This window comes from Corynebacterium sp. HMSC065H09 (genome assembly GCF_001812845.1).
In the GTDB taxonomy this organism is placed as follows: domain Bacteria; phylum Actinomycetota; class Actinomycetes; order Mycobacteriales; family Mycobacteriaceae; genus Corynebacterium; species Corynebacterium jeikeium_D.
In genome coordinates this window covers 15191-34850 of sequence record NZ_KV810598.1, presented here as the reverse complement: position 1 = coordinate 34850, position 19660 = coordinate 15191, and the positions used below count along the sequence as shown (strand labels likewise).

Genomic DNA, 19660 nt, shown 5'->3' with positions numbered 1-19660 from the left:
GAACAGAACCATTCATTTGGTGACGCCCAGGACCGACCCCTGAAAATCTTAAGGCGGTCGGGTTTTTCCTACCCTCGCATCCCGTCCGCTTCGGGCTTCTCTCTCTCCGGCTGTTTTTGGTGCCTGTGGGCGTGTTTGGCGGGTTGTGGGTGTTGTTTGGTGGTTGGGTGCTGGTTTGGGGCGTGTGTGTTGGTTCTGGCGTGTTTTTCGGGGTGTTGCGCTAGGAGGCTCTGTGAGCGTTTGGAGGGTGTTAGGGTACGCGCTGCCCGCGTTTAACCGCTTAGAATTGATTTGTGAACAGGGGTTTTGCGCAGGTCACCGAGGGTAAGCCCCACATGCTGCCCACGTCCTTAATATCACCAACAAGAATCGTGTAAGCCCCACATGCGCACGGGAGTTATTTCCATAATCCAGAATTCTGGATTACAGGGTGCGTAAGCCCCACACGCGCACGGACGCTATGTCGTGGGCAACCATTGTCAAGACGACCACGGTGTAAGCCTCACATGCGCACGGGAGATATTCCCGGCTCCGGGAACCTTGCCGGCCAAGATGACCGTGCAGAAAGGAGTCATCTGTTACGAACCTCGTAACGGTTGAAGCGGATCGATAAGCCCCAGGAGTGCCGACAGTATCTTTAGGTAGTGATTCCGACCTGCCGAGCAGCGTTACACCTTGCTACTTCTCTAGCGAGTCCGATTGTTATTTGGACACTTTTTGGACAGTTTTAAGTCTAGGCATGAAAAAACCAGGTCAGAAAACTCTCTGACCTGGCCTTTTGGTGCCCCCAGTGGGACTCGAACCCACACTGAAAGGATTTTAAGTCCTCTGCCTCTGCCAATTGGGCTATAGGGGCCCCTAAGAAAGATTAATGGGCGATATGGGTGTCTACCAAACTCGCCACAATTCCGTCGAGGATATCCTTCTCGCTGATGTAGAAAAAGCGCTGCTCTTCCTTGGCTGCCTCGGAAAGTGGCAGCGCCTCAAACATGTCCATCAGACCGTCAACAATGATGGAACCACCGGCGAAGACATCCGCGCGTTTCGGGTGCATGACCGGATTCGCAGCAAGGGATTCCGCATCGGTCTCGACGACGGATGCTGTCAACGCACGCAACGCCGCAAAGCGCAGCTGCGACAGGTGGATTGCCTCCGGGTCGTAGGTTTCTAGGCCCTGTGCCAGCGCCGACAGGGTGGTGAAGGTCCCGGCGCAGCCGACGATGGTGCGAGCCTTGTCGACAGGCACCTTCGCAACAATCTCGTCGGCCAGTTCCGCAACATACGAACGCGCCTCCTGGACCTGCTCCGCCGTCGGCGGCGAGGCCTGCAGGAACCGTTCGGTCAAGCGCACACTGCCCATAGCCACGGAATCAGAGCCGGCTACCGTACCATCGTGGTCACCGACAATAACCTCGGTGGAGCCGCCGCCGACGTCGATGACGCAATACGGCCCCAGCTCGGGCTCCAAGTCATCGACTGCCCCGCGGAAGGACAGCGCCGCTTCCTCGTCGCCGGAAATAACCTCGGCCTCTGCACCCCACGGAGCGAGAATCTCGCGGGTCATGGCGAAGAAATCGTCACGGTTGCTTGCGTCGCGTGTCGCCGATGTCGCCACCATTCGGACTGCTTGCACTTTTTCGACCTGCATAAGCTCCGCATACTTCGTCAGAGCCTCCCGCACGCGCTCCAGCGCCTCTGGAGCCAGCATGCCAGTGGCATCCACGCCCTGGCCAAGGCGGACGATTTCCATCAGTCGGTGCAGTTCTGTGATTTCGAGAACTCCATCGACAACCTCGACCCGGCTGATAAGCAGGCGAAGCGAATTAGTGCCGCAGTCGACGGCAGCGAGGGTCGTCATTTATCCCTCCACCCCCGGATACGCAATACCGAGCTCGGCAATCGTGGGCCAATCTGCGGGAATCGCGGTACCGCGCAGCTTCTCGTTCTCCGCCGCCAGCGCCACCGACTCAGTACCCAGTCGGAAGTGATTCGGCCCCTTGGCCAGCGCGTAGGCAATAAGAACGTGGAGGCACTTCACGCGCGTCGGCATGCCGCCACCGGAGAAGTCCGTGCCCAGGTCTTCCATCTCATTGCGCTCTGCCAGAAACGCCTCGTGCGCGCGCTGGTAATCGGCGGCGAGCTCTTCGTCGCTTTCCAGACGCGCGGTCATTTCTTTCATCACGCCGGTCGTCTCCAACCGGGAGGCCTCCGCGGTGAGTCGCGGATCAGTCAGATAAAAGAGCGTGGGAAACGGAGTGCCATCGTCCAAGCGCGGCTTCGTCTTGACCACACCAGGAGTGCCGTCGGGGCTGCGGTAAGAGATGTCCACTACACCGCGCGGTTCACGTCCGAGCTGCTCCGCTATCACTTCCAAATCTGCGGTATCCACAGACATCGGTCACACTCCTTTTGCTTCCGTTTTACTGACACATAATCTCACAGTCGCCTTACAAGCGCGTTGTTTCGCTTTACGACGGCACACTCCGCCGCGCATGCAACCTCACCGAGAGGCTCAGGTAGCCGTATGGAGGTTTAGGACTCCGGTACCGTCGGCAAGCTCTCTGGCCTCGTTGCCTGATCGCGCCCCGGATTCGGGCGAGTCTCTTCGGGTTCGGGCGGGATGGAAATGGAATCCCACAGCGTCTCGTACCACTTCTTAGCCTGGTGCTGCGGAATTTCCTCCGGCTGCGTCACAGGCTGTTCGCCCACGGCCGGATCGAGGATACGGAATGGGGTCTCCCCCGGCTCTACCAGCCCCAGGCGCAGACGTGCCTGCTCCTTAACGTAGGCGGGGTTGGAGTAAAGCTCCTTTTCATCCTCTAACTGCTTAATTCGCTGTTCCATGCGAGCAATATTGTCCTGCGTGGCGGCTACATCCGCCTGCTGTTGTGCAAAAGTCCGCAGCGGAATTGCGAGAACAGAAACTAAGAAAAGCACCAGCAGACCAATACCGATCTTCTGTGCCGTGCTCAGCGAGCGCATTCCTGATGCGATTGCCGCTGCCGAACGCTGCCCCGCCCCTGCGGGGCGCGACTGTGTTCCGCGGCGAGATCGGTCCGATGCACTCATGCCCCACACTCTACCCGACCGCCAGCCGATGAAATAACAAAAACCCGCCCACAACCACGTGCGTGGTGCGGACGGGCAGTGCTAGACGCAGCTTTCGCAGCGCCTCAGCTCTTTACTTGAAGCGCGGGAAAGCGCTGCGGCCAGCGTAGACTGCGGCATCGCCGAGGTACTCTTCGATGCGCAGCAGCTGGTTGTACTTAGCAACGCGCTCGGAGCGAGCCGGAGCACCGGTCTTAATCTGGCCACAGTTCAGGCCGACGGCCAGGTCAGCGATGGTGGTGTCCTCAGTCTCACCGGAGCGGTGGGACATCATGGACTTGTAGCCGGCGTTGTGAGCCATTGCGACGGCCTCGAAGGTCTCGGACAGGGTACCGATCTGGTTGACCTTGACCAGCAGAGCGTTAGCGGCCTTCTTCTCAATGCCCTCTGCCAGACGCTTCGGGTTGGTGACGAAGAAGTCGTCGCCGACGATCTGGACCTTGTCACCAAGCTGAGCAGTCAGGGTGGTGTAGCCCTCCCAGTCATCCTCCTGCAGCGGATCCTCGATGGAGACGATGGCGTAGTTCTCAACCAGGTCAGCGTAGACAGCTGCCATCTCCTCAGCGGTATGCTCGCCGCCCTCGAAGTGGTACTTGCCGTCCTTGAAGAACTCGGAAGAAGCGACGTCGAGAGCCAGAGCGACATCGTCGCCCAACTTGTAGCCTGCAGCCTCAATTGCCTCAACAATCAGGTCAAGAGCAGCCTTGGTGGAGTCAACCGACGGAGCGAAGCCGCCCTCATCACCGAGGCCAGTGGACAGGCCCTTGTCCTTAATGACCTTCTTGAGTGCGTGGTAGACCTCAGCACCGACGCGCAGTGCTTCCTTGAAGGTCGGGGCGCCAATCGGAGCAATCATGAACTCCTGGACGTCAACGCCGGAGTCAGCGTGTGCGCCACCGTTGAGGATGTTCATCATCGGAACCGGCAGAACGTGACCGTTCGGGCCGCCGACGTAGCGGAACAGATCCAGGCCAGCGGACTCAGCAGCAGCCTTGGCAACAGCCATGGAAACACCCAGGATTGCGTTAGCACCCAGGCGGGACTTGTTGTCGGTGCCGTCCAGCTCAATCATGGTCTTGTCAACCAGACGCTGGTCCTCAGCCTCGAGGCCAATAATTGCGTCCTCAATCTCCTCGAGCACAGCGCGGACAGCCTTCTCGACCCCCTTGCCCAGGTAACGGTCTCCGCCATCGCGGAGCTCGTGTGCCTCATGAACGCCGGTGGAGGCACCGGACGGAACCGCAGCGCGGCCCACAGCGCCGTCTTCCAACAGCACCTCAACCTCAACGGTCGGGTTACCACGGGAGTCCAGAATTTCGCGTGCGTTCAACTCGATGATTGCAGCCATAGGTCACCTTTCCGCCGGAACCGTTCCGGCACATGACTCCAATTGTGGCACGGTTTGCCAACCTTCGCCTTAAATCCTTTTCACCCTATGCGGGCTGATTCAGCGCATAGTTCGCCGCAGCATCCCGAACATCGCGAAGATACTGCTCAGACTGGTTATACGAGCGAATTGCAGATGCCCACCCTTCCGGGGTGGCGAGGTCGCGTTCCCCACTGCAGAGCATCCGTGCCGTGGTCGCAGTTGCGTCGTCGATGTTGTTGGGGTCGGCGACGCCATCACCAGAAGCATCCATCGCAAAACGATGCCAGGTCTCGGGAATAAACTGCATCGGCCCCACAGCGCGGTCATACTCTGTGTCACCGTCGAGTTCACCGTTGTCAGTATCGAGAACCTCAGCAAACCCACTCGTGCCGTCCAGCGGCGGACCGATAATCGTCGGACTGACTACCCCATCGGCGCCGATATGAGCCGGCTTGAGCCAATTGCCCGAGTACGTGCCGTGATTAGTCTCCACTTTGCCCAGTCCTGCAAGCGTGTTCCACTCCAGGTGGCAGTTCGGGAACTGTTCTGCCGCAATCACATATGCGTTGCCGTAGGCGCGGAGAGCGTCCTCAGAAATACCCGTCTTCGGGGAAATCTGCTGCGCCCACTGTCGGAGCTGTTCCGAGGTGCGCCCGGGCGCGTTGACATCAATCATCGGCGGTGGCTCAGCCGCAGCAGGCGGCACATTATCCGGAATCGGCTTCTTGGTCAACGACGGGATTACGGGTCCAGTGAACATAGCCAACGCCCCAACCGTGCCAATGATGATCAGCACCGCCAGGGAGGTTAGACCGAGGCAGCCACAGCCTCTCGAGGACTTCTTTTTCCCCTTACTGCGGCCACGCGGCTTCGCCCCGCGGGGTGCGGGGTGCGCGTATTCATCAAAGGGAGAATTAGAAGGCATGGGGAATTACTCTACGGGGTAGACCGTAAAAATCACTCAAACTCGAGGACAGAAATCACTTTTGCTGGAAACTAGCTGTCGCTTTCCGACGGGCCGAAGTCCTCAGCCTCTTCGTTATCTTCGCTGCCCGCTGCCCACTGCTCAGCACTGCCGGCCTGCTGATTCTCCATCTGGGCCAGCTCAGTCAGGAATGCGCGTGAAGCCTGTCGGGTCCGTTCTTCCGCACCGGACTCAGTCTCCAGCCCCGGGGTCGGGACCAGAATCTCCACTGGAATGTCTGCATCGGACAGTCCCAGTGCACGTGCGCGGCGGATGGCTTCCTCAGCCAAAGTCAGAGCTGGCAGCTGTGTGGCCGGGTTCGAGCGCGGACGTCCGCGGCCGTAAGCCCACAGTCGCTCCTGTTCTTCCTCCGACACCATCTCTCCCTCGGCCACAGTGCCGTCGAAGAGGTACGGCTGACGAGCGCGCATCTTCAAAATAAAGTCGGTCGCCACATCGTCGAAGTCGAAGTCCTCCGCGATTTCAGCGTGGAAGAGGATCTGCAGCAGCAGATCTGACAGCTCGCTACGAATGTCACCGCCCTCGTTGACTGCGTCGACAAACTCGTAGGTCTCTTCAATGAGATACGGCAGCAGGCTCTTGTGCGTCTGGCGAGCTTCCCACTGCCCCGTGCGCCGTGCTGCCGCCATGATGTCCACGGCCTCGACGACGTGGGGCAGACGAGCTGCGGCAAGCTGTTCCTGCGGAGTCAGCGGTTCTGCAACAGGCTCTGCCCCTGGCTCTGCAACCGGTTCTGACTCAGGTTCTTTCACCGAGTCCTGCTGGGGAGCCGCCGCAACCTGAGCTGCCGGAGCTGCTGGGTCCTGCGCATCATCCAGCTCGACCGAGTAGACCTTCTCGCCCGCATCGAGGCGATCGAGTACCTCGTCGTTTTCCATATCGGTGGTGACCAGAATCTCCGCCTGGGACACCGAGTGCCCACCGGCGTCGGCGATTGCCCAGCGCACACGGATCGGGACTTCTTCGGTGTAGCTGACTTCACCGGTCAGCAGGCTAGCGGCTTCCAGCGGAATCGCTGTTGGAAAGCGGCTATCGAGCTTGATGATAGTCATACGGTTTCTAGTCCTTTCCCATGTGCGAGATATCCATACGTGGAATTCCCGCCATCGATGTCAAGAAGTCTGCTACCCACTGCACCAATGCAATATCGCGGACAGGTTTTGCCCGCAACCCTCGCCCTTCCTTCGGCATTCCGACGGAAACCGTGCGCGTTGCCGCACGATAGGTCGCCTGTGGATACAGGCGCTTGAGACGCACCTGCTTGGAGTCAGCAAGCTCCATAGGGGTTATTCTAATGTGCGCACCCATGGCTTGAACTTCATGCACGCCGAATTCCCGGCAAATAATTCGAAGTCGTGAAATAACCGCCAGTCTCTCCACCTCAATGGGTGGGGTTCCGTAACGGTCAACAAGCTCTTCGAGCACTACGTCGATATCGTCCAGCGCACTGGCGGCAGCAAATTTGCGGTACGCCTCTAGACGTAGGCGTTCCGACGACACATATTCGGCCGGAATATTCGCATCGACCGGCAAATCGATCCGCACTTCCTTCGGTTCGTTATCGGAAGCATCCGGAGTTTCACCATCGGCCACTGCCTTCAGCGCGGCCACGGCCTCGCCAACCAGTCGGACGTACATATCGAAGCCGACACCGGCAATGTGACCGGACTGCTCCGCACCGAGGATATTTCCGGCACCGCGCATTTCCAGGTCCTTCATGGCCACAGCCATACCGGCACCCAAGTCATTGTTCTGCGCGATCGTGGACAGACGGTCGTAGGAAGTCTCCGTCAGCGTCTGATTTTCCGGGTAGAGGAAGTAGGCATAGGCGCGCTCACGGGAACGGCCCACACGACCACGCAGCTGGTGCAGCTGGGAAAGGCCCATATGGTGCGCGTTTTCCACAATCAACGTATTGGCGTTGGCAATATCCAGGCCGGTCTCCACGATGGTGGTACACACCAGCACGTCGTACTCGCGCTGCCAGAAGCCATCGACCGTGCGCTCCAGCTGCTCCTCCCCCATCTGACCGTGGGCCACTACCACGCGGGCCTCGGGCACCAAATTGCGGATAGTCTGGGCGACTTTGTCAATGGTTTCCACCTTATTATGCAGGTAGAACACCTGGCCGTCGCGAAGCAGCTCTCGCCTGATAGCAGCGGCGACCTGCTTGTCGGACTGCGCGCCGACGTATGTCAGCACCGGGTGACGGTCCTGCGGCGGGGTGAGAATCTGGCTCATCTCGCGGATGCCAGCAATCGACATTTCGAGCGTGCGCGGAATTGGCGTTGCGGACATGGTGAGTACGTCGACGTGGTGCCGTAGCGCCTTGATGTGTTCCTTGTGTTCGACGCCGAAACGCTGCTCCTCGTCAACGATGACCAGGCCGAGTTCTTTCCACTGCACGCCGGTCTGCAGGAGACGATGCGTGCCGATAACAATGTCGACCGTCCCGTTCTTCAACCCTTCGAGGACCTCCTTGGAGTCCTTCGGCGAGGTGAAGCGGGACAGTCCACGGATGGTGACCGGGAAGCCCTCCATACGTTGGGTGAAAGTGGTCAAGTGCTGCTGCGCCAGAAGTGTGGTCGGCACCAACACTGCCACCTGACGGCCATCTTGAACAGCCTTGAAGGCAGCACGCAGTGCCACCTCGGTCTTGCCGTAGCCGACATCGCCGATGAGCACGCGATCCATCGGCACCGGCTTTTCCATGTCGGACTTAATTTCGTCGATGGCCTGCAGTTGATCTTCGGTCTCGGTGAAGGGGAAGTTATCCTCCATCTCCTGCTGCCATGGCGTATCCGGCGCGAACGCGTGGCCCGGCGCGGCTTGGCGCTCGGCGTAGAGCTTGACCAGCTCTTCCGCAATCTCGCGGACGGCACCACGGGCCTTGCGCTTGGTGGACTTCCAGTCCGACCCGCCCATCTTCGACAGGGTGGGCTTTTCGCCGCCGACATAGCGCGACAGCAAATCCAGGCTCTCCATCGGCACGTAGAGCTGGTCCGAGGGACCTCCGCGCTTGCTCGGTGCGTACTCGAGCACCACGTACTCGCGGCGTGCCTGATCCTCGCCCGTGCCGATGGTGCGCTCAGTGAGCTTCACAAACCGACCAATGCCATGCGTGTCGTGCACGACATAGTCACCGGCCTTCAGCGCCAGCGGATCCACGCGACCACGGCGCTTCGCCGGCTTGCGGCGCCCACCAAGCGCACCTTCCGCGATGCGGTTACCTGTGATGTCCTGCTCGGTAATCAGAGTCAGCGCGCCACCGGGAATACGCGGGAATACCAGACCACCGTGCAAAACACCCTGGTAGACGGTAATTCTTCCGGACTCGGGATACTCCGGGCCTGCCGCCATGCGCGTCGCAATTCCGGCTTCCCTAAACTTTTCCGCTTGCCGACGCGCCCCCGCGGGCGTCGCCGCCACGTACGCCACTCGCTCCCCCGCGACCGTGGCATCGCGCAGCTGCTTCATCAGGTGACCAATTTCCTTTAAGTCTCCGCGTGGCGCGGGCCCAGGCTCGAAGGTCAGTGGCAGCACATCATCTTCGGTGACTCCCGCCTCCAGCATGCCGGGCGGGGAAATATGCCACGAAGTGGGCATCGGGATAGAGGCCAAGCTGCGGTACGCGCTGGGCTCCAGCCCATCCGTGGCGATTGGCGCCGAGCCACCCATCGCAGCAGTTTCCCACGCTGCGGCCATAAACTCCTCGCCTGCACTGATAAGGTCCTGTGCGCGGGAGCGAATGCGCTCCGGCCCGCACATGAGCACATGCGTTTTCTCCGGCATGACCTCGGTGAGCATCTTCATCGGATGCTGACTAATCAGTGGGATCAGCGATTCCATGCCCTCCACCCACTGGCCATCGCCGATGCGGGTGAGCATTTCTTGGACCTGGCCAGAGCGCGTGGTGGCGAGTTTCTCCGCGGCGGCCTTCACGTCGTCGTCGATAAGCAGTGCACGACACGGGAAGATATCCAGCTGGTCGACCTCTACCTCAGAGATCGTGCGCTGGTCAGCGACGGAAAAGGCGCGCAGGTCGGTGACCTCGTCACCCCAGAGCTCGATACGTACCGGCAGCTCTTCGGTCGCAGGGAAAACATCGACGATGCCGCCACGCACGGCAAATTGGCCACGCCTGCCGACCATGTCCACATGCGAATAGCCGTGATGCACCAACCGCTCAACTAGGTTCTCGCAGTCCTGGTCCAGCTGAACGTGAATGGGGGCACTGGTTTCAGCCTCGAGGTCGTCCACAATCGGCTGCACCAACGAGCGCACCGCCGCAATCAGAACGTCGACTTTGCCCCGGCGAACGTCGTAAAGCGCCTTACGACGCTGCGCCACAGTATCCACGGCCGGCGAAAGCTTCTCATGCGGGAGCGTCTCCCACGAGGGGAACATAGCTACACGGTCGCCGATCATCGACTTGACCTCGGCGGTCAGGTCCTCCGCCTCGCGGCCGGTAGCCGTGACGACCAGCACCGGCACCTTCGTAGACATGGCGTAAATAAGGTGCGAACGCACCGCGTCCGCACCCGTGAGCGCCAGCTCGTCTTCGCCGATGCGCCCGAGCACGCCGACAAATTGAGGATCCGTGACAACGAGGCTTTCCAGCCCCGACAGCGGGTTCGGCAGAATGCTGGGTGTGGCTTTCGCCGAGGAGGACGCAGAAGTTGGCATAGCCCCAATATAACCATGCACCCCGGATCCACCCTGCGTGCTGGTTAGCCGTTCTCCGCCACCTGCATCGGGTCTGCTGCAGCACCTGCCCCGAACTTCGCGCCCTCAGCGGCCGCTGGCACATCAGCGGAACCATGCAGAGTCGGAGAACCCTCCATGCCGGCCAGCCCGTTCCAGCACAGGTTTACGATGTGCGCCGCCACTGTCTCCTTATCCGGACTGCGCTTCTCCATCCACCAGCGAGCGGTCTGCGAAACCATACCGACCATGCAGTTTCCGTAGAGCACCGACATGGCCGGGTCGAAGCCGGCGCGTTTGAAAGCCTCGGCGAGGATAGGCGTAACCGACTCAGTGGCATTATTCAGCAGCGTCTCATAGCCACCCGCCACGCCGGGGTCGCGAGAAATAATCGAGAATCCCTCCGGGTTTTCCTCCACATAAGTCAGCAGTGCCAACACCGCCTGTTCGATGCGGTAACGCGAGCGTCCCAGGGACAACGCTTCCCTAATCGTGGCCTCCAGGGTCTTCATCTCCTGGTCGACGACTGCCTGGTAGAGCCGCTCTTTGGTGCCGAAATGCTCGTAGACAACCGGCTTTGAGACCCCGGCTGCGGCAGCGATCTCCTCCATTGAGGCGGCATCAAGCCCCTTGGCGGCAAAGATTCCACGGCTGACTTCTGTCAGCTGAGCTTTGCGCTGTGGACCGGTCATACGTCGTCTCGGAGAATTGGAGGCCATGCTTTTAGATTAGTGGCTAAAGTCTTGCTATCGTATATCGCAGGCGCAAGCGAGTTGGCTGAGTCGAATCAGCCATGCAATTTTTCGCGTTTGCCCCATTCTCCCATGGTGTAATGGCAACACTCCGGTTTTTGGTACCGGCATTCTAGGTTCGAGTCCTGGTGGGAGAGCAAGCGGGGGGCCGGCCCCTTAATTAAGAAGTGACTTTTCGCCCCGCCGTGACCGTGATGCACCCTGACCGAGGAGTAGCAAGTTTCATGTCGAACGGTTCGGCCACCGCTGTGGTCATTCTCGCCGCGGGTCAAGGCACCCGAATGAAATCCGATACGCCGAAAATGCTGCACGCTATCGGCGGTCGTACCATGTTGGAGCACGCGCTCTATGCCGCCAAGGGCATTAATCCGGATGAGATTGCTGTTGTCGTTGGCCACCAGCGCGAAAAGGTAATCGACGCCATCGGGACTTGGGCTTCGGATACCGAGCACTCCAACGGTGTCGTCATTGCCCACCAGGACGAGCAAAACGGTACCGGCCACGCTGTTCAGTGCGCGCTGGAGCACCCCGAGCTGCAGAACTTCGATGGCACCATTCTGGTGACCACTTCCGATGTTCCGCTGCTGGATTCCGAAGCGCTCCAGGCGCTGCTCGAAGAGCACAACCGCAAGCCACGCGCAGCTGTGACTGTGCTGACCTCCACTGCTGACAACCCGCACGGCTACGGCCGCATCGTTCGCAACGCCGACGGCGAAGTTCTGCGCATCGTGGAGGAAAAGGACGCCTCCGACGAGGAACGCGAGATCACCGAGGTCAACTCCGGTGTCTACGCATTTGATGCCGAGACCCTGGCAAACGCTCTCAAGCAGCTGGACACCAACAATGCCCAGGGCGAGCTCTACCTCACCGATGTCATCGGCATCGCCCGTGAGGCCGACCGCTCAGTGCGCGGTCACCGCCTCGCCGACGCCACCGTCGTCGCCGGTGTCAATGACCGCGTCCAGCTGGCTACCCTTGGCCGTGAGCTCAACCGTCGCACCTGCGAGGCAGCTATGCGCGGGGGCGCCACTATCGTCGATCCGGACACCACGTGGATTGACGTTGAGGTGGAAATCGGCCGCGACGTCACGATTCTGCCGGGCACGCAGCTGCACGGCAAGACTGTGATTGGCGACGGGGCCACCGTGGGACCGGACACGACACTGACCAACATGGTCGTCGGCAAGCGCGCCAGCGTCGTGCGTACACACGGTTCCGATTCGGAGATCGGCGAGGATGCGACGGTCGGACCGTTCACCTACATTCGCCCGAACACCAAACTCGGTGTCGGCGCGAAGCTCGGCGGCTTCGTAGAAGCGAAGAACGCGCAGATTGGAAACGGTTCGAAGGTTCCGCACCTGACCTACGTCGGCGATGCGGAGATTGGCGAGCACTCCAACATTGGTGCCTCCAGCGTGTTCGTGAACTACGACGGCGTCAACAAGCACCGCACCGTTATCGGCTCGCATGTTCGCACCGGCTCCGACACCATGTTCATCGCTCCGGTGACCGTGGGTGATGGTGCGTACTCAGGTGCAGGTACTGTTATTAAGGACGACGTTCCTCCGGGAGCATTGGCGGTCAGTGGTGGCCGTCAGCGCAACATCGAGGGATGGGTCGAGCGGAAGCGTCCAGGTACCGCTGCTGCTGAGGCAGCGCAGGCGGCGCAGGTAGCTGACAACGCTGACAACAACAAGGAAGACCAGGAAGGCTAGACGGCAGATGACCGGCCAGTGGATCGATAACCAAAAGAACCTCATGCTCTTCTCCGGAAGGGCACACCCGGAATTGGGCGAGGCAGTTGCCAAGGAGCTCGGCACAGAGCTGACTCCGATGACCGCTCGTGATTTTGCCAACGGCGAAATCTTCGTGCGCTACGAGGAATCCGTCCGCGGTTCCGATGCCTTCGTACTGCAGGCGCACCCGGCACCGCTGAACAAGTGGCTCATCGAGCAGCTGATTATGATTGACGCGCTCAAGCGCGGTTCAGCCAAGCGCATCACCGCTATCCTGCCGTTCTTCCCATACGCCCGCCAGGACAAGAAGCACCGTGGCCGTGAGCCGATTTCCGCTCGCCTGGTCGCTGACCTGCTCAAGACCGCAGGCGCTGACCGCATCGTCTCCGTGGACCTCCACACCGACCAGATTCAGGGCTTCTTCGACGGCCCGGTCGATCACATGCACGCCATGCCGATTCTGTCGGAGTACATCAAGAAGAACTACTCCCTGGACAACCTGGTCGTGGTCTCCCCTGACGCCGGCCGTGTGAAGGTTTCCGAGAAGTGGGCCAACACCCTGGGCGACGCCCCGCTGGCTTTCATTCACAAGACCCGTTCCGTCGATGTCGCGAACCAGGTTGTCGCCAACCGTGTGGTCGGCGAGGTCTCCGGTAAGACCTGTCTACTCATCGACGACATGATTGACACCGGCGGCACCATCGCCGGCGCTGTCAAGGTGTTGCGTGAGGCTGGCGCTTCCGATGTCATCATCGCTACCACGCACGGCGTCTTCTCTGACCCAGCTCGCGAGCGCCTGTCGAAGTGCGGTGCCCGCGAGGTCATCACCACCGATACTCTGCCGCAGTCCACCGAGGGCTGGGACAACCTGACCGTCCTGCCAATCGCGCCGCTGCTGGCTAAGACGATCCACGAGATCTTCGAAAACGGTTCCGTCACCACTCTCTTCGAGGGCCAGGCATAAGCTCTTTCCGCTTGCCGACGGGCACCCCGCCGCGACCAGCAACCTAGTTTTGCTGGTGGTGACGGGGTTTGCTGTTTGACCTGTTAGTCCACTACAATTTTTCCGGTAAGTCTCGGCGAGGGCGACCACAGTAGGTGGTTGCCGTTATCGACGCGACGCTCGCAGCCCAACTTTTGCGCCCACGGTGGCATGGATGCGGCACGTGCTCGACTCGACGACTCAGTATCGAATCGTTTAGGAGTCCATTTTCATGGCAAAGCCCAACATCATCAAGATTGATGCTCGTAACCGCACCGAGTTCGGCAAGGGTGCCGCTCGCCGTGCCCGCGTTGCTGGCGACATCCCGGTTGTCATCTACGGCGCTGACCTGGATGCTCCGAAGCACATCCTCGTTGACACTCTGGATTTCCACGCTGTCATCCGTAACCACGGTGTCAACGCTGTTCTGGACGTCAACATCGAGGGCGAGTCCCAGCTGTCCATGGTTAAGGCTGTTGACCAGAACCCGCTGACTCTCGACATCGACCACGCTGACCTGCTCGCCATTCACCGTGACGAGAAGGTTGAGGTTGAGGTTCCGGTCGTTCCGACTGGCGAGCTCGCTCCGGGTGCCCTGCTCATGCAGGATGCCGAGACCATTCTGGTCAATGCACCGGTTCTGGCTATTCCGGAAGAGATCGAGGTCTCCGTCGAGGGTGCAGAGGTCGGCACCATGGTTCACGCCGGCGACGTTACCCTGCCAGAGGGCCTGGTCCTCACCGACGACGCTGACCTGCTCATCTTCAACATCGTCGAGCCGGAGGAGGAGCCGGCTGGTGACGTCGATGCCGACATCGAGGGCATGGGCGAGGCTGAGACCCCGGATGAGCCAGCTGAGGAAGAGGCTGAGTAATTCAAACGCTGAATGGCTCTATCTGACTGAACCAGTACAGGCTTTCACGTTTAGCTAAAAAGGGACGGACACTCTGGTCCGTCCCTTTTTTGTTCTTGAAACTCCCCGAAGCCAACAGACCGCGCACCGTGTGCCAAGATTGAATTCATGAACGCCTCCACCACACCTCTGCTTGTCGTGGGGCTCGGCAACCCTGGGCCCAAATATGAACTCACCCGCCATAACGTCGGGCATCTGGTGCTAGATGAACTAGCGAGCCGCACTTCTCCGATGCCTTCGTCGTTTAGCGTGCATAAGAAGTCCAACGCTGAGATTGTGCAGACTCGGTTTAAGACCTCCGATGGCGGCGAGCGACAGGTGATTCTGGCTAAGCCCCGGACCTACATGAATCTGTCGGGTGGTCCGATTGCGGCGCTGGCCAAGTTCTTCAACGTCGCGCCTACCGACGTCGTGGTAGTCCACGATGAGCTGGACCTGGACCCGGGCGTGGTACGGCTTAAGCGCGGCGGGGGCGAGAATGGCCACAATGGCCTGCGCTCGACCACGAAGTCGTTGGGCACGAAGGACTACATGCGGGTGCGTATTGGCATTGGCCGTCCTCCGGGCCGCCAAGATCCGGCGGACTACGTGCTGCGTAATTTCAATGCTAAGGAACGCGAGGAGCTCGCTTTCACTCTGCCCACTGCTGCGGAGGCGGTGGAGCTAATCGCCAGCCACGGGCTGGAGATTGCGCAGAACCAGATTCACGGGCGGTAGCAGTAGCGGGAAGGGGGCTATTTTCACGTTCCCGGGAGCTTCAGTCTTTACAGCTCGTCGGTGTTCGTGCTGCTCGGCGTTTTCGTCGGCGTTTTCGCTCTGTCCACCGAGCGCCTGGCGGTGGGATTCGGGAAGCTGCGGCAGGGCGCCCGTGAGGGCATCGACCAGGTGATGAGGATCAGGCGCCCGAGGAGCTCCCCGTCCGGCACGCCCACGACTCGGCGTAGCGGCCGCCCTTCGCCAGCAATTCATCGTGCGTGCCCCGTTCTGCGACCGTCCCGTCCTCCGAAAGCACGACGATGAGGTCGGCATCGCGAACGGTGTGCAGGCGATGGGCGACGACAATCACGGTGCGATCGCCGCGCAACGCCTCCATCGTGCCGACGATCGCCCGCTCAGTGGCCGCATCCAGCGAGGACGTCGGCTCGTCGAGAAGCACCACCGGGGAATCCTTCAGAAGCGCCCGGGCGATGGCGAGGCGCTGCCGCTCGCCTCCCGACAGCAGCGTCCCCTCCTCCCCCACCGGGGTATCCCACCCGGAAGGCAGCAGCTCCACGATGCGGTCCACCCCGGAACGCCGGGCGGCCTCGCGCAAGCGATCCCCGTCACCGGGCTCGGAACCGAATCCGGGATCGGCGAAGACCACGTTGTCCCGCACGGACGCGTCGAAAAGGAACGTCTCCTGGAACACCGGGGTCACCAGCGAGTTCACGCCGTCGGTGCCAATCCGAGGCAAGGGTACCCCGCCGATGAGGACCTCCCCCGAGTCCGGATCATGAAAACGCGACAGCAGCCGCATGACCGTCGTCTTGCCCGCCCCCGACGGTCCCACTACGGCAACCAGCGCTCCCTGAGGTGCACGGAAGCTGACGCCGTCGAGAACCTTCTTATCCCCGTACCCGAAGCTCACGTCGCGGAACTCCACGTCATGCCCGTCGGGCAGCTCCGGTGCGGCAGGTTCGGGAAGGGCGGGGATTGCCCGCAGGTCACGCAACGCAGCCAACGTGTTGCGGCCCGCACCGAAACCGCCGGACAACGCTCCCGCCGTGGTGATCGGTCCGGTGAACTGGACGACCACGATGAGCATCGGCGCCAAATGCGCCGGCGCCATCCCGCCCGTCGCGGCGACTGCCACGGCGACTATCACCGCCGCCGTGAACACCGCATGGACGACCGAACCCAGCCGTCCGATGGCCGCCCCCTGCGTCGACGTCGCCTTCGCGAACGCATCGTGTTGGGCCCGGATTGCCTCATCCACCATCGCGTCCGCCGCCGAACCGTCGCCCGCGGCGCGAATCGCCTGCTGGCAGCGGGTGAACTCGATCAGCCTGCCGGAGACGGCAGCGACGGCGTCAGCATGCGCTTCGTCCGACTCCCCGCCGACGCGACCAATGGCCCGGTAGGCGAAGAAGATCACCGGCGCCGACGCGACGAGAACCAAACCGACGCGCCAATCCACCGCCAGAATTCCGAAGGCGATGACGGTCGGCGCAACCGCCGCGGCGATGACAGGCCGCAGGATCACATGCGGCACGGACGCCGCGAACGCGATACCCGACGATGCCATCTCCGAAAAGCGGCCGGCCGTGGACTTGGTGACGTACCCGAGTGGCAACGTCAGCACGCGTTCGCCCAGAGAACGCAGTAGGGACGACAGTACCGCTGCGGAATTCGCCCTGCCGACCGTCCCCGCGGCGAGAGACAGCACCGCATGGGCGGCCGCGAGGCCGGCGATGACGCCGGTGAAACGCCACGCCGTCGCATCATCTCCCTCGGCCAGAGCCGACAGCAGCGGCAGCAGCGCGACGAACGCCGCTCCCTGAGCCAGCGCGGCAAGCGCGGCCAACGCAATGAGCCACGCCAGCGTCATTCTCGAGCGCCGATCCGTCATCGACCACAAGTCCCGAATCATCGGTTCCCCGCCTTTTCATCGTCTAATTCAGTGCCCCGCGGGGCGGATGGTTCGTCGTCGAGCGCGAACGCGCGCCACAAATCCCGGTAGCGGCCACCGCGCGCAAGCAACTCGTCGTGGGTACCCGCCTCCGCGACCGCTCCCCCGTCGAGAACGAGGATGCGGTCGGCGTTGCGGATCGTGCTCAACCTGTGCGCGATCACAATCACCGTCCGTGAACGGGCCAAACGCTCGATTGCGGACTGGATGAGGGCCTCGGAAGCCGGATCCGCGTAAGCGGTTGCCTCGTCGAAGATGAGCACCGGCGCGTCCGTGACGATCGACCTCGCGATGGCCACGCGCTGCGCCTCACCACCGGAAAAGGTCACGTCGACGTTGACCACCGAATCCAGGCCCTTCGGCAGCGCCGCGATGACCGCATCGAGGTTCGCGAGCTTCGCGGCCGCCATGATTTCGCCGTCGGTGGCGTCTCTCCTGGCCAGCCGGATGTTCTCCCGCAACGGCAGCGTGAGCAACTGCGGATCTTGGAACACCACCGACACCGAGCGGTGCACGTCACGCACGGCAATGTCGCGAAGATCGGCGCCGCCCAGCAGCACCGAGCCTTCAACGGGGTCGTAGAAACGCGCCAACAGCCGGGCGACGGTGGACTTTCCGGAACCGGAGGCCCCCACCAGCGCAGTGAGGGTCCCCGGTTCGAACGTCGCGGACATCCCGTCGAGGACCCGCGGCCCATCGCCGTAGGAGAAGACCAGGTTCCGGGCCTCGAGCGCGCCTCCGCGCACGGGCACCGGATCGGCGGGCTCGACGATCGGCGGCGTGCCCAGCACCTCCGCGATGGACTTCAGGGCAGCGATCCCCGCGATGATGGGTTCGGAGTTCATGGCCACCCGCACGATCGCCGCGGAGAGTCCAAGGCCGAGAACCAGCCCGGCGACGAGCCCCTCCGGTAGACCTCCCGCGGCGTCCCTCAGAGCGAGGCCGGCCCCGCACACCACTGCGAGGACTGTGATCGGGGACGTCACCACGTCGATGACCCCGAGATAGATGTTCGACTGCCGGGACCAGGCAGACCACGCACGGACGAACGACAGCGCCGCGGCATCGTAGCGACCCGCGCCCTGGTTGGCGCGTCCGAAGGACTTCATCACTGAGATACCTCGCACCAACTCGATGACCGCGGCCATCACTCCTTCGGAGGCTCGCTCGTAGTCGCGCTGAAGACCGGCTCCGCGCGAAATCATCACACCCATCAGGGCGAAGGTGACCAGCACCGGGACGACCGCCACCGCCGCAATCCGCCAATCCACCGCGACGAGCGCGATGAGGGAAAGCATAGGAACCAGCACCGCCACCACGGTCTCACCGACGGTGTGGCCCATGAGCTGGTGGACAGCCGCGACGTCCTTCTCAACCGACCCGATGATTCCCGACGAGCGCCGGGCGTCCAGCCAGCCCAGCGGCAACTTCCGGATTTGGGCGACCAGCCGGCGCCGAAGGTGGAGCTGCAGGTCGTTATCCGCCCGGTGCGAGAGCATGCCGGCGGCGCCGTCCGCGGCCATGCGCACCGTTGCGGCGACGACAATGACAGCCACGGCCAACCACGTCCGATGCTCCGGGGCCTCCGGGTACGTCATCGCGATGTCGATGATGCCGACCAGCGAAGCGACGGTAGCCACCGACGACAGGACGGATAACGCGACCACCGCACGCATCCGGGTCCGGATCGGGGCGAGCAGCGACCACGGGCCTACAGTCCCGTCCACGGCGCTCACTTGCCCGCCTCCCCGATTGCGCTTTTCTTCGTGAGAGTACAGAAGTACACCATGCCGGCGTGTGAGGCTCCGCCCAGCTTCAGCCCGTTGGCTTCGGCGAGGTCCTCGAGCTCGCTGTCCCGGAACACCCGGTGGCCCATCTTCGCCATGATGGCCATGTCGACCCGCTCGTTCACGTCGGGATCCTCGGCGAACGTCTGCACGTAAGCGATGCCGTCGTCGGCGAGCAGCCCGGCGACCCTGCCGAGCGCGGCACCCGCATCCTTCATTTGGTGGAGCGCGCCGCAGACCCAGATTTCATCGGCCCCGCCGGTCTCTCCCGCGAGCGGCGCGAGGACGTCGGCGACGTGGAATTCCGTCCGGGCCCCGAGCCCTTCGACGGCGGCGCGTTCGCGGGCGATGCGGATCGCATTGGGCGACAGGTCGTAGCCGACGATGTTCGCCCTGCGATAGCGAGGCTCGGCGGCGAGCATGCGGGAGAGCCACCCGGTTCCGCAACCGAGGTCGAGAACCCGGGCCGGCGCATCCGGCCCGGGATCCAGCGCACGGAGCTGCCGATACACGGCGGCGGCGTCCATCGGTTCACGCGCATAGCGGCTGAGGAACCTCGGTTGGACCTTGTCCTCGTAGGCCACGAGGAGTCTGCGGTTGTTCTGGACGATCTGGGCAATCGACTTCATCTGGTTCTGTCTCCGGGGGTGTGGGCC

15 protein-coding genes and 2 tRNA genes are annotated in these 19660 nt (G+C 62.0%); 5 read left to right on the top strand and 12 right to left on the bottom strand.

The annotated features are described in order from the left end of the window. Nucleotides 1-779: 779 nt before the first annotated feature. The 9 genes from HMPREF2878_RS08790 to HMPREF2878_RS08750 all read right to left on the bottom strand — a co-directional run bounded on the left by HMPREF2878_RS08790 (nucleotide 780) and on the right by HMPREF2878_RS08750 (nucleotide 10885). Nucleotides 780-856, bottom strand: a tRNA-Leu gene (locus HMPREF2878_RS08790). 12 nt (nucleotides 857-868) lie between these two features. Then, nucleotides 869-1858: a Ppx/GppA phosphatase family protein gene (locus HMPREF2878_RS08785; RefSeq protein WP_069359270.1), complete on the bottom strand. Its 990-nt coding sequence runs from the start codon at nucleotides 1856-1858 to the stop codon at nucleotides 869-871. Continuing rightward, the gene (locus HMPREF2878_RS08780) at nucleotides 1859-2395 is read right to left on the bottom strand and encodes a DUF501 domain-containing protein (protein ID WP_048733959.1); all 537 of its coding nucleotides are present in this window, start codon (nucleotides 2393-2395) and stop codon (nucleotides 1859-1861) included. Nucleotides 2396-2532: 137 nt separating this feature from the next. Then, nucleotides 2533-3069, bottom strand: coding sequence for an FtsB family cell division protein (locus HMPREF2878_RS08775; RefSeq protein WP_048733957.1), 537 nt, complete (start codon nucleotides 3067-3069; stop codon nucleotides 2533-2535). Between the two features lie 112 nt (nucleotides 3070-3181). Next, a complete protein-coding gene (gene eno, locus HMPREF2878_RS08770; RefSeq protein ID WP_048733955.1) occupies nucleotides 3182-4456 on the bottom strand; it encodes a phosphopyruvate hydratase in 1275 nt (424 codons plus the stop codon). Between the two features lie 85 nt (nucleotides 4457-4541). Beyond that, nucleotides 4542-5402 (bottom strand): lytic transglycosylase domain-containing protein, encoded by an 861-nt coding sequence (locus tag HMPREF2878_RS08765; RefSeq protein WP_049172246.1) that lies wholly within the window; start codon nucleotides 5400-5402, stop codon nucleotides 4542-4544. 71 nt (nucleotides 5403-5473) lie between these two features. Next, nucleotides 5474-6514, bottom strand: a complete 1041-nt coding sequence (locus tag HMPREF2878_RS08760; protein ID WP_049182369.1) for a MazG nucleotide pyrophosphohydrolase domain-containing protein — start codon at nucleotides 6512-6514, stop codon at nucleotides 5474-5476. 7 nt (nucleotides 6515-6521) lie between these two features. Then, nucleotides 6522-10148, bottom strand: coding sequence for a transcription-repair coupling factor (gene mfd / locus HMPREF2878_RS08755; protein ID WP_049172242.1), 3627 nt, complete (start codon nucleotides 10146-10148; stop codon nucleotides 6522-6524). A gap of 44 nt (nucleotides 10149-10192) precedes the next feature. After that, a complete protein-coding gene (locus HMPREF2878_RS08750) occupies nucleotides 10193-10885 on the bottom strand; it encodes a TetR/AcrR family transcriptional regulator (protein WP_141744756.1) in 693 nt (230 codons plus the stop codon). Nucleotides 10886-10984: 99 nt separating this feature from the next. Between HMPREF2878_RS08750 and HMPREF2878_RS08745 the strand changes: the two genes are divergently transcribed. The 5 genes from HMPREF2878_RS08745 to pth all read left to right on the top strand — a co-directional run bounded on the left by HMPREF2878_RS08745 (nucleotide 10985) and on the right by pth (nucleotide 15266). After that, nucleotides 10985-11055 (top strand) — tRNA-Gln (locus tag HMPREF2878_RS08745). Between the two features lie 87 nt (nucleotides 11056-11142). Continuing rightward, complete coding sequence (glmU, locus tag HMPREF2878_RS08740; RefSeq protein WP_049172238.1) at nucleotides 11143-12633, top strand: bifunctional UDP-N-acetylglucosamine diphosphorylase/glucosamine-1-phosphate N-acetyltransferase GlmU; 1491 nt, start codon at nucleotides 11143-11145, stop codon at nucleotides 12631-12633. A gap of 7 nt (nucleotides 12634-12640) precedes the next feature. Beyond that, a complete protein-coding gene (locus tag HMPREF2878_RS08735; RefSeq protein WP_070653330.1) occupies nucleotides 12641-13618 on the top strand; it encodes a ribose-phosphate diphosphokinase in 978 nt (325 codons plus the stop codon). Nucleotides 13619-13868: 250 nt separating this feature from the next. Continuing rightward, nucleotides 13869-14510: a 50S ribosomal protein L25/general stress protein Ctc gene (locus HMPREF2878_RS08730; protein WP_016423207.1), complete on the top strand. Its 642-nt coding sequence runs from the start codon at nucleotides 13869-13871 to the stop codon at nucleotides 14508-14510. Nucleotides 14511-14657: 147 nt separating this feature from the next. Continuing rightward, the gene (pth, locus tag HMPREF2878_RS08725) at nucleotides 14658-15266 is read left to right on the top strand and encodes an aminoacyl-tRNA hydrolase (RefSeq protein ID WP_016423208.1); all 609 of its coding nucleotides are present in this window, start codon (nucleotides 14658-14660) and stop codon (nucleotides 15264-15266) included. A 178-nt stretch (nucleotides 15267-15444) separates the two neighbouring features. Here pth and HMPREF2878_RS08720 read toward each other — a convergent pair whose 3' ends face one another. From HMPREF2878_RS08720 to HMPREF2878_RS08710, 3 genes are read right to left on the bottom strand one after another with little or no spacing between them, the layout of a single operon-like run. Next, a complete protein-coding gene (locus HMPREF2878_RS08720) occupies nucleotides 15445-17178 on the bottom strand; it encodes an ABC transporter ATP-binding protein (protein ID WP_016423209.1) in 1734 nt (577 codons plus the stop codon). After that, a complete protein-coding gene (locus HMPREF2878_RS08715; RefSeq protein ID WP_070653328.1) occupies nucleotides 17175-18953 on the bottom strand; it encodes an ABC transporter ATP-binding protein in 1779 nt (592 codons plus the stop codon). The genes HMPREF2878_RS08720 and HMPREF2878_RS08715 overlap by 4 nt, the downstream gene beginning before the upstream one ends. Beyond that, nucleotides 18950-19633 carry an SAM-dependent methyltransferase gene (locus HMPREF2878_RS08710; protein ID WP_049172229.1) on the bottom strand — a complete coding sequence of 228 codons (684 nt, stop codon included), beginning with the start codon at nucleotides 19631-19633 and terminating at the stop codon, nucleotides 18950-18952. The genes HMPREF2878_RS08715 and HMPREF2878_RS08710 overlap by 4 nt, the downstream gene beginning before the upstream one ends. Between the last annotated feature and the right edge of the window lie 27 nt (nucleotides 19634-19660).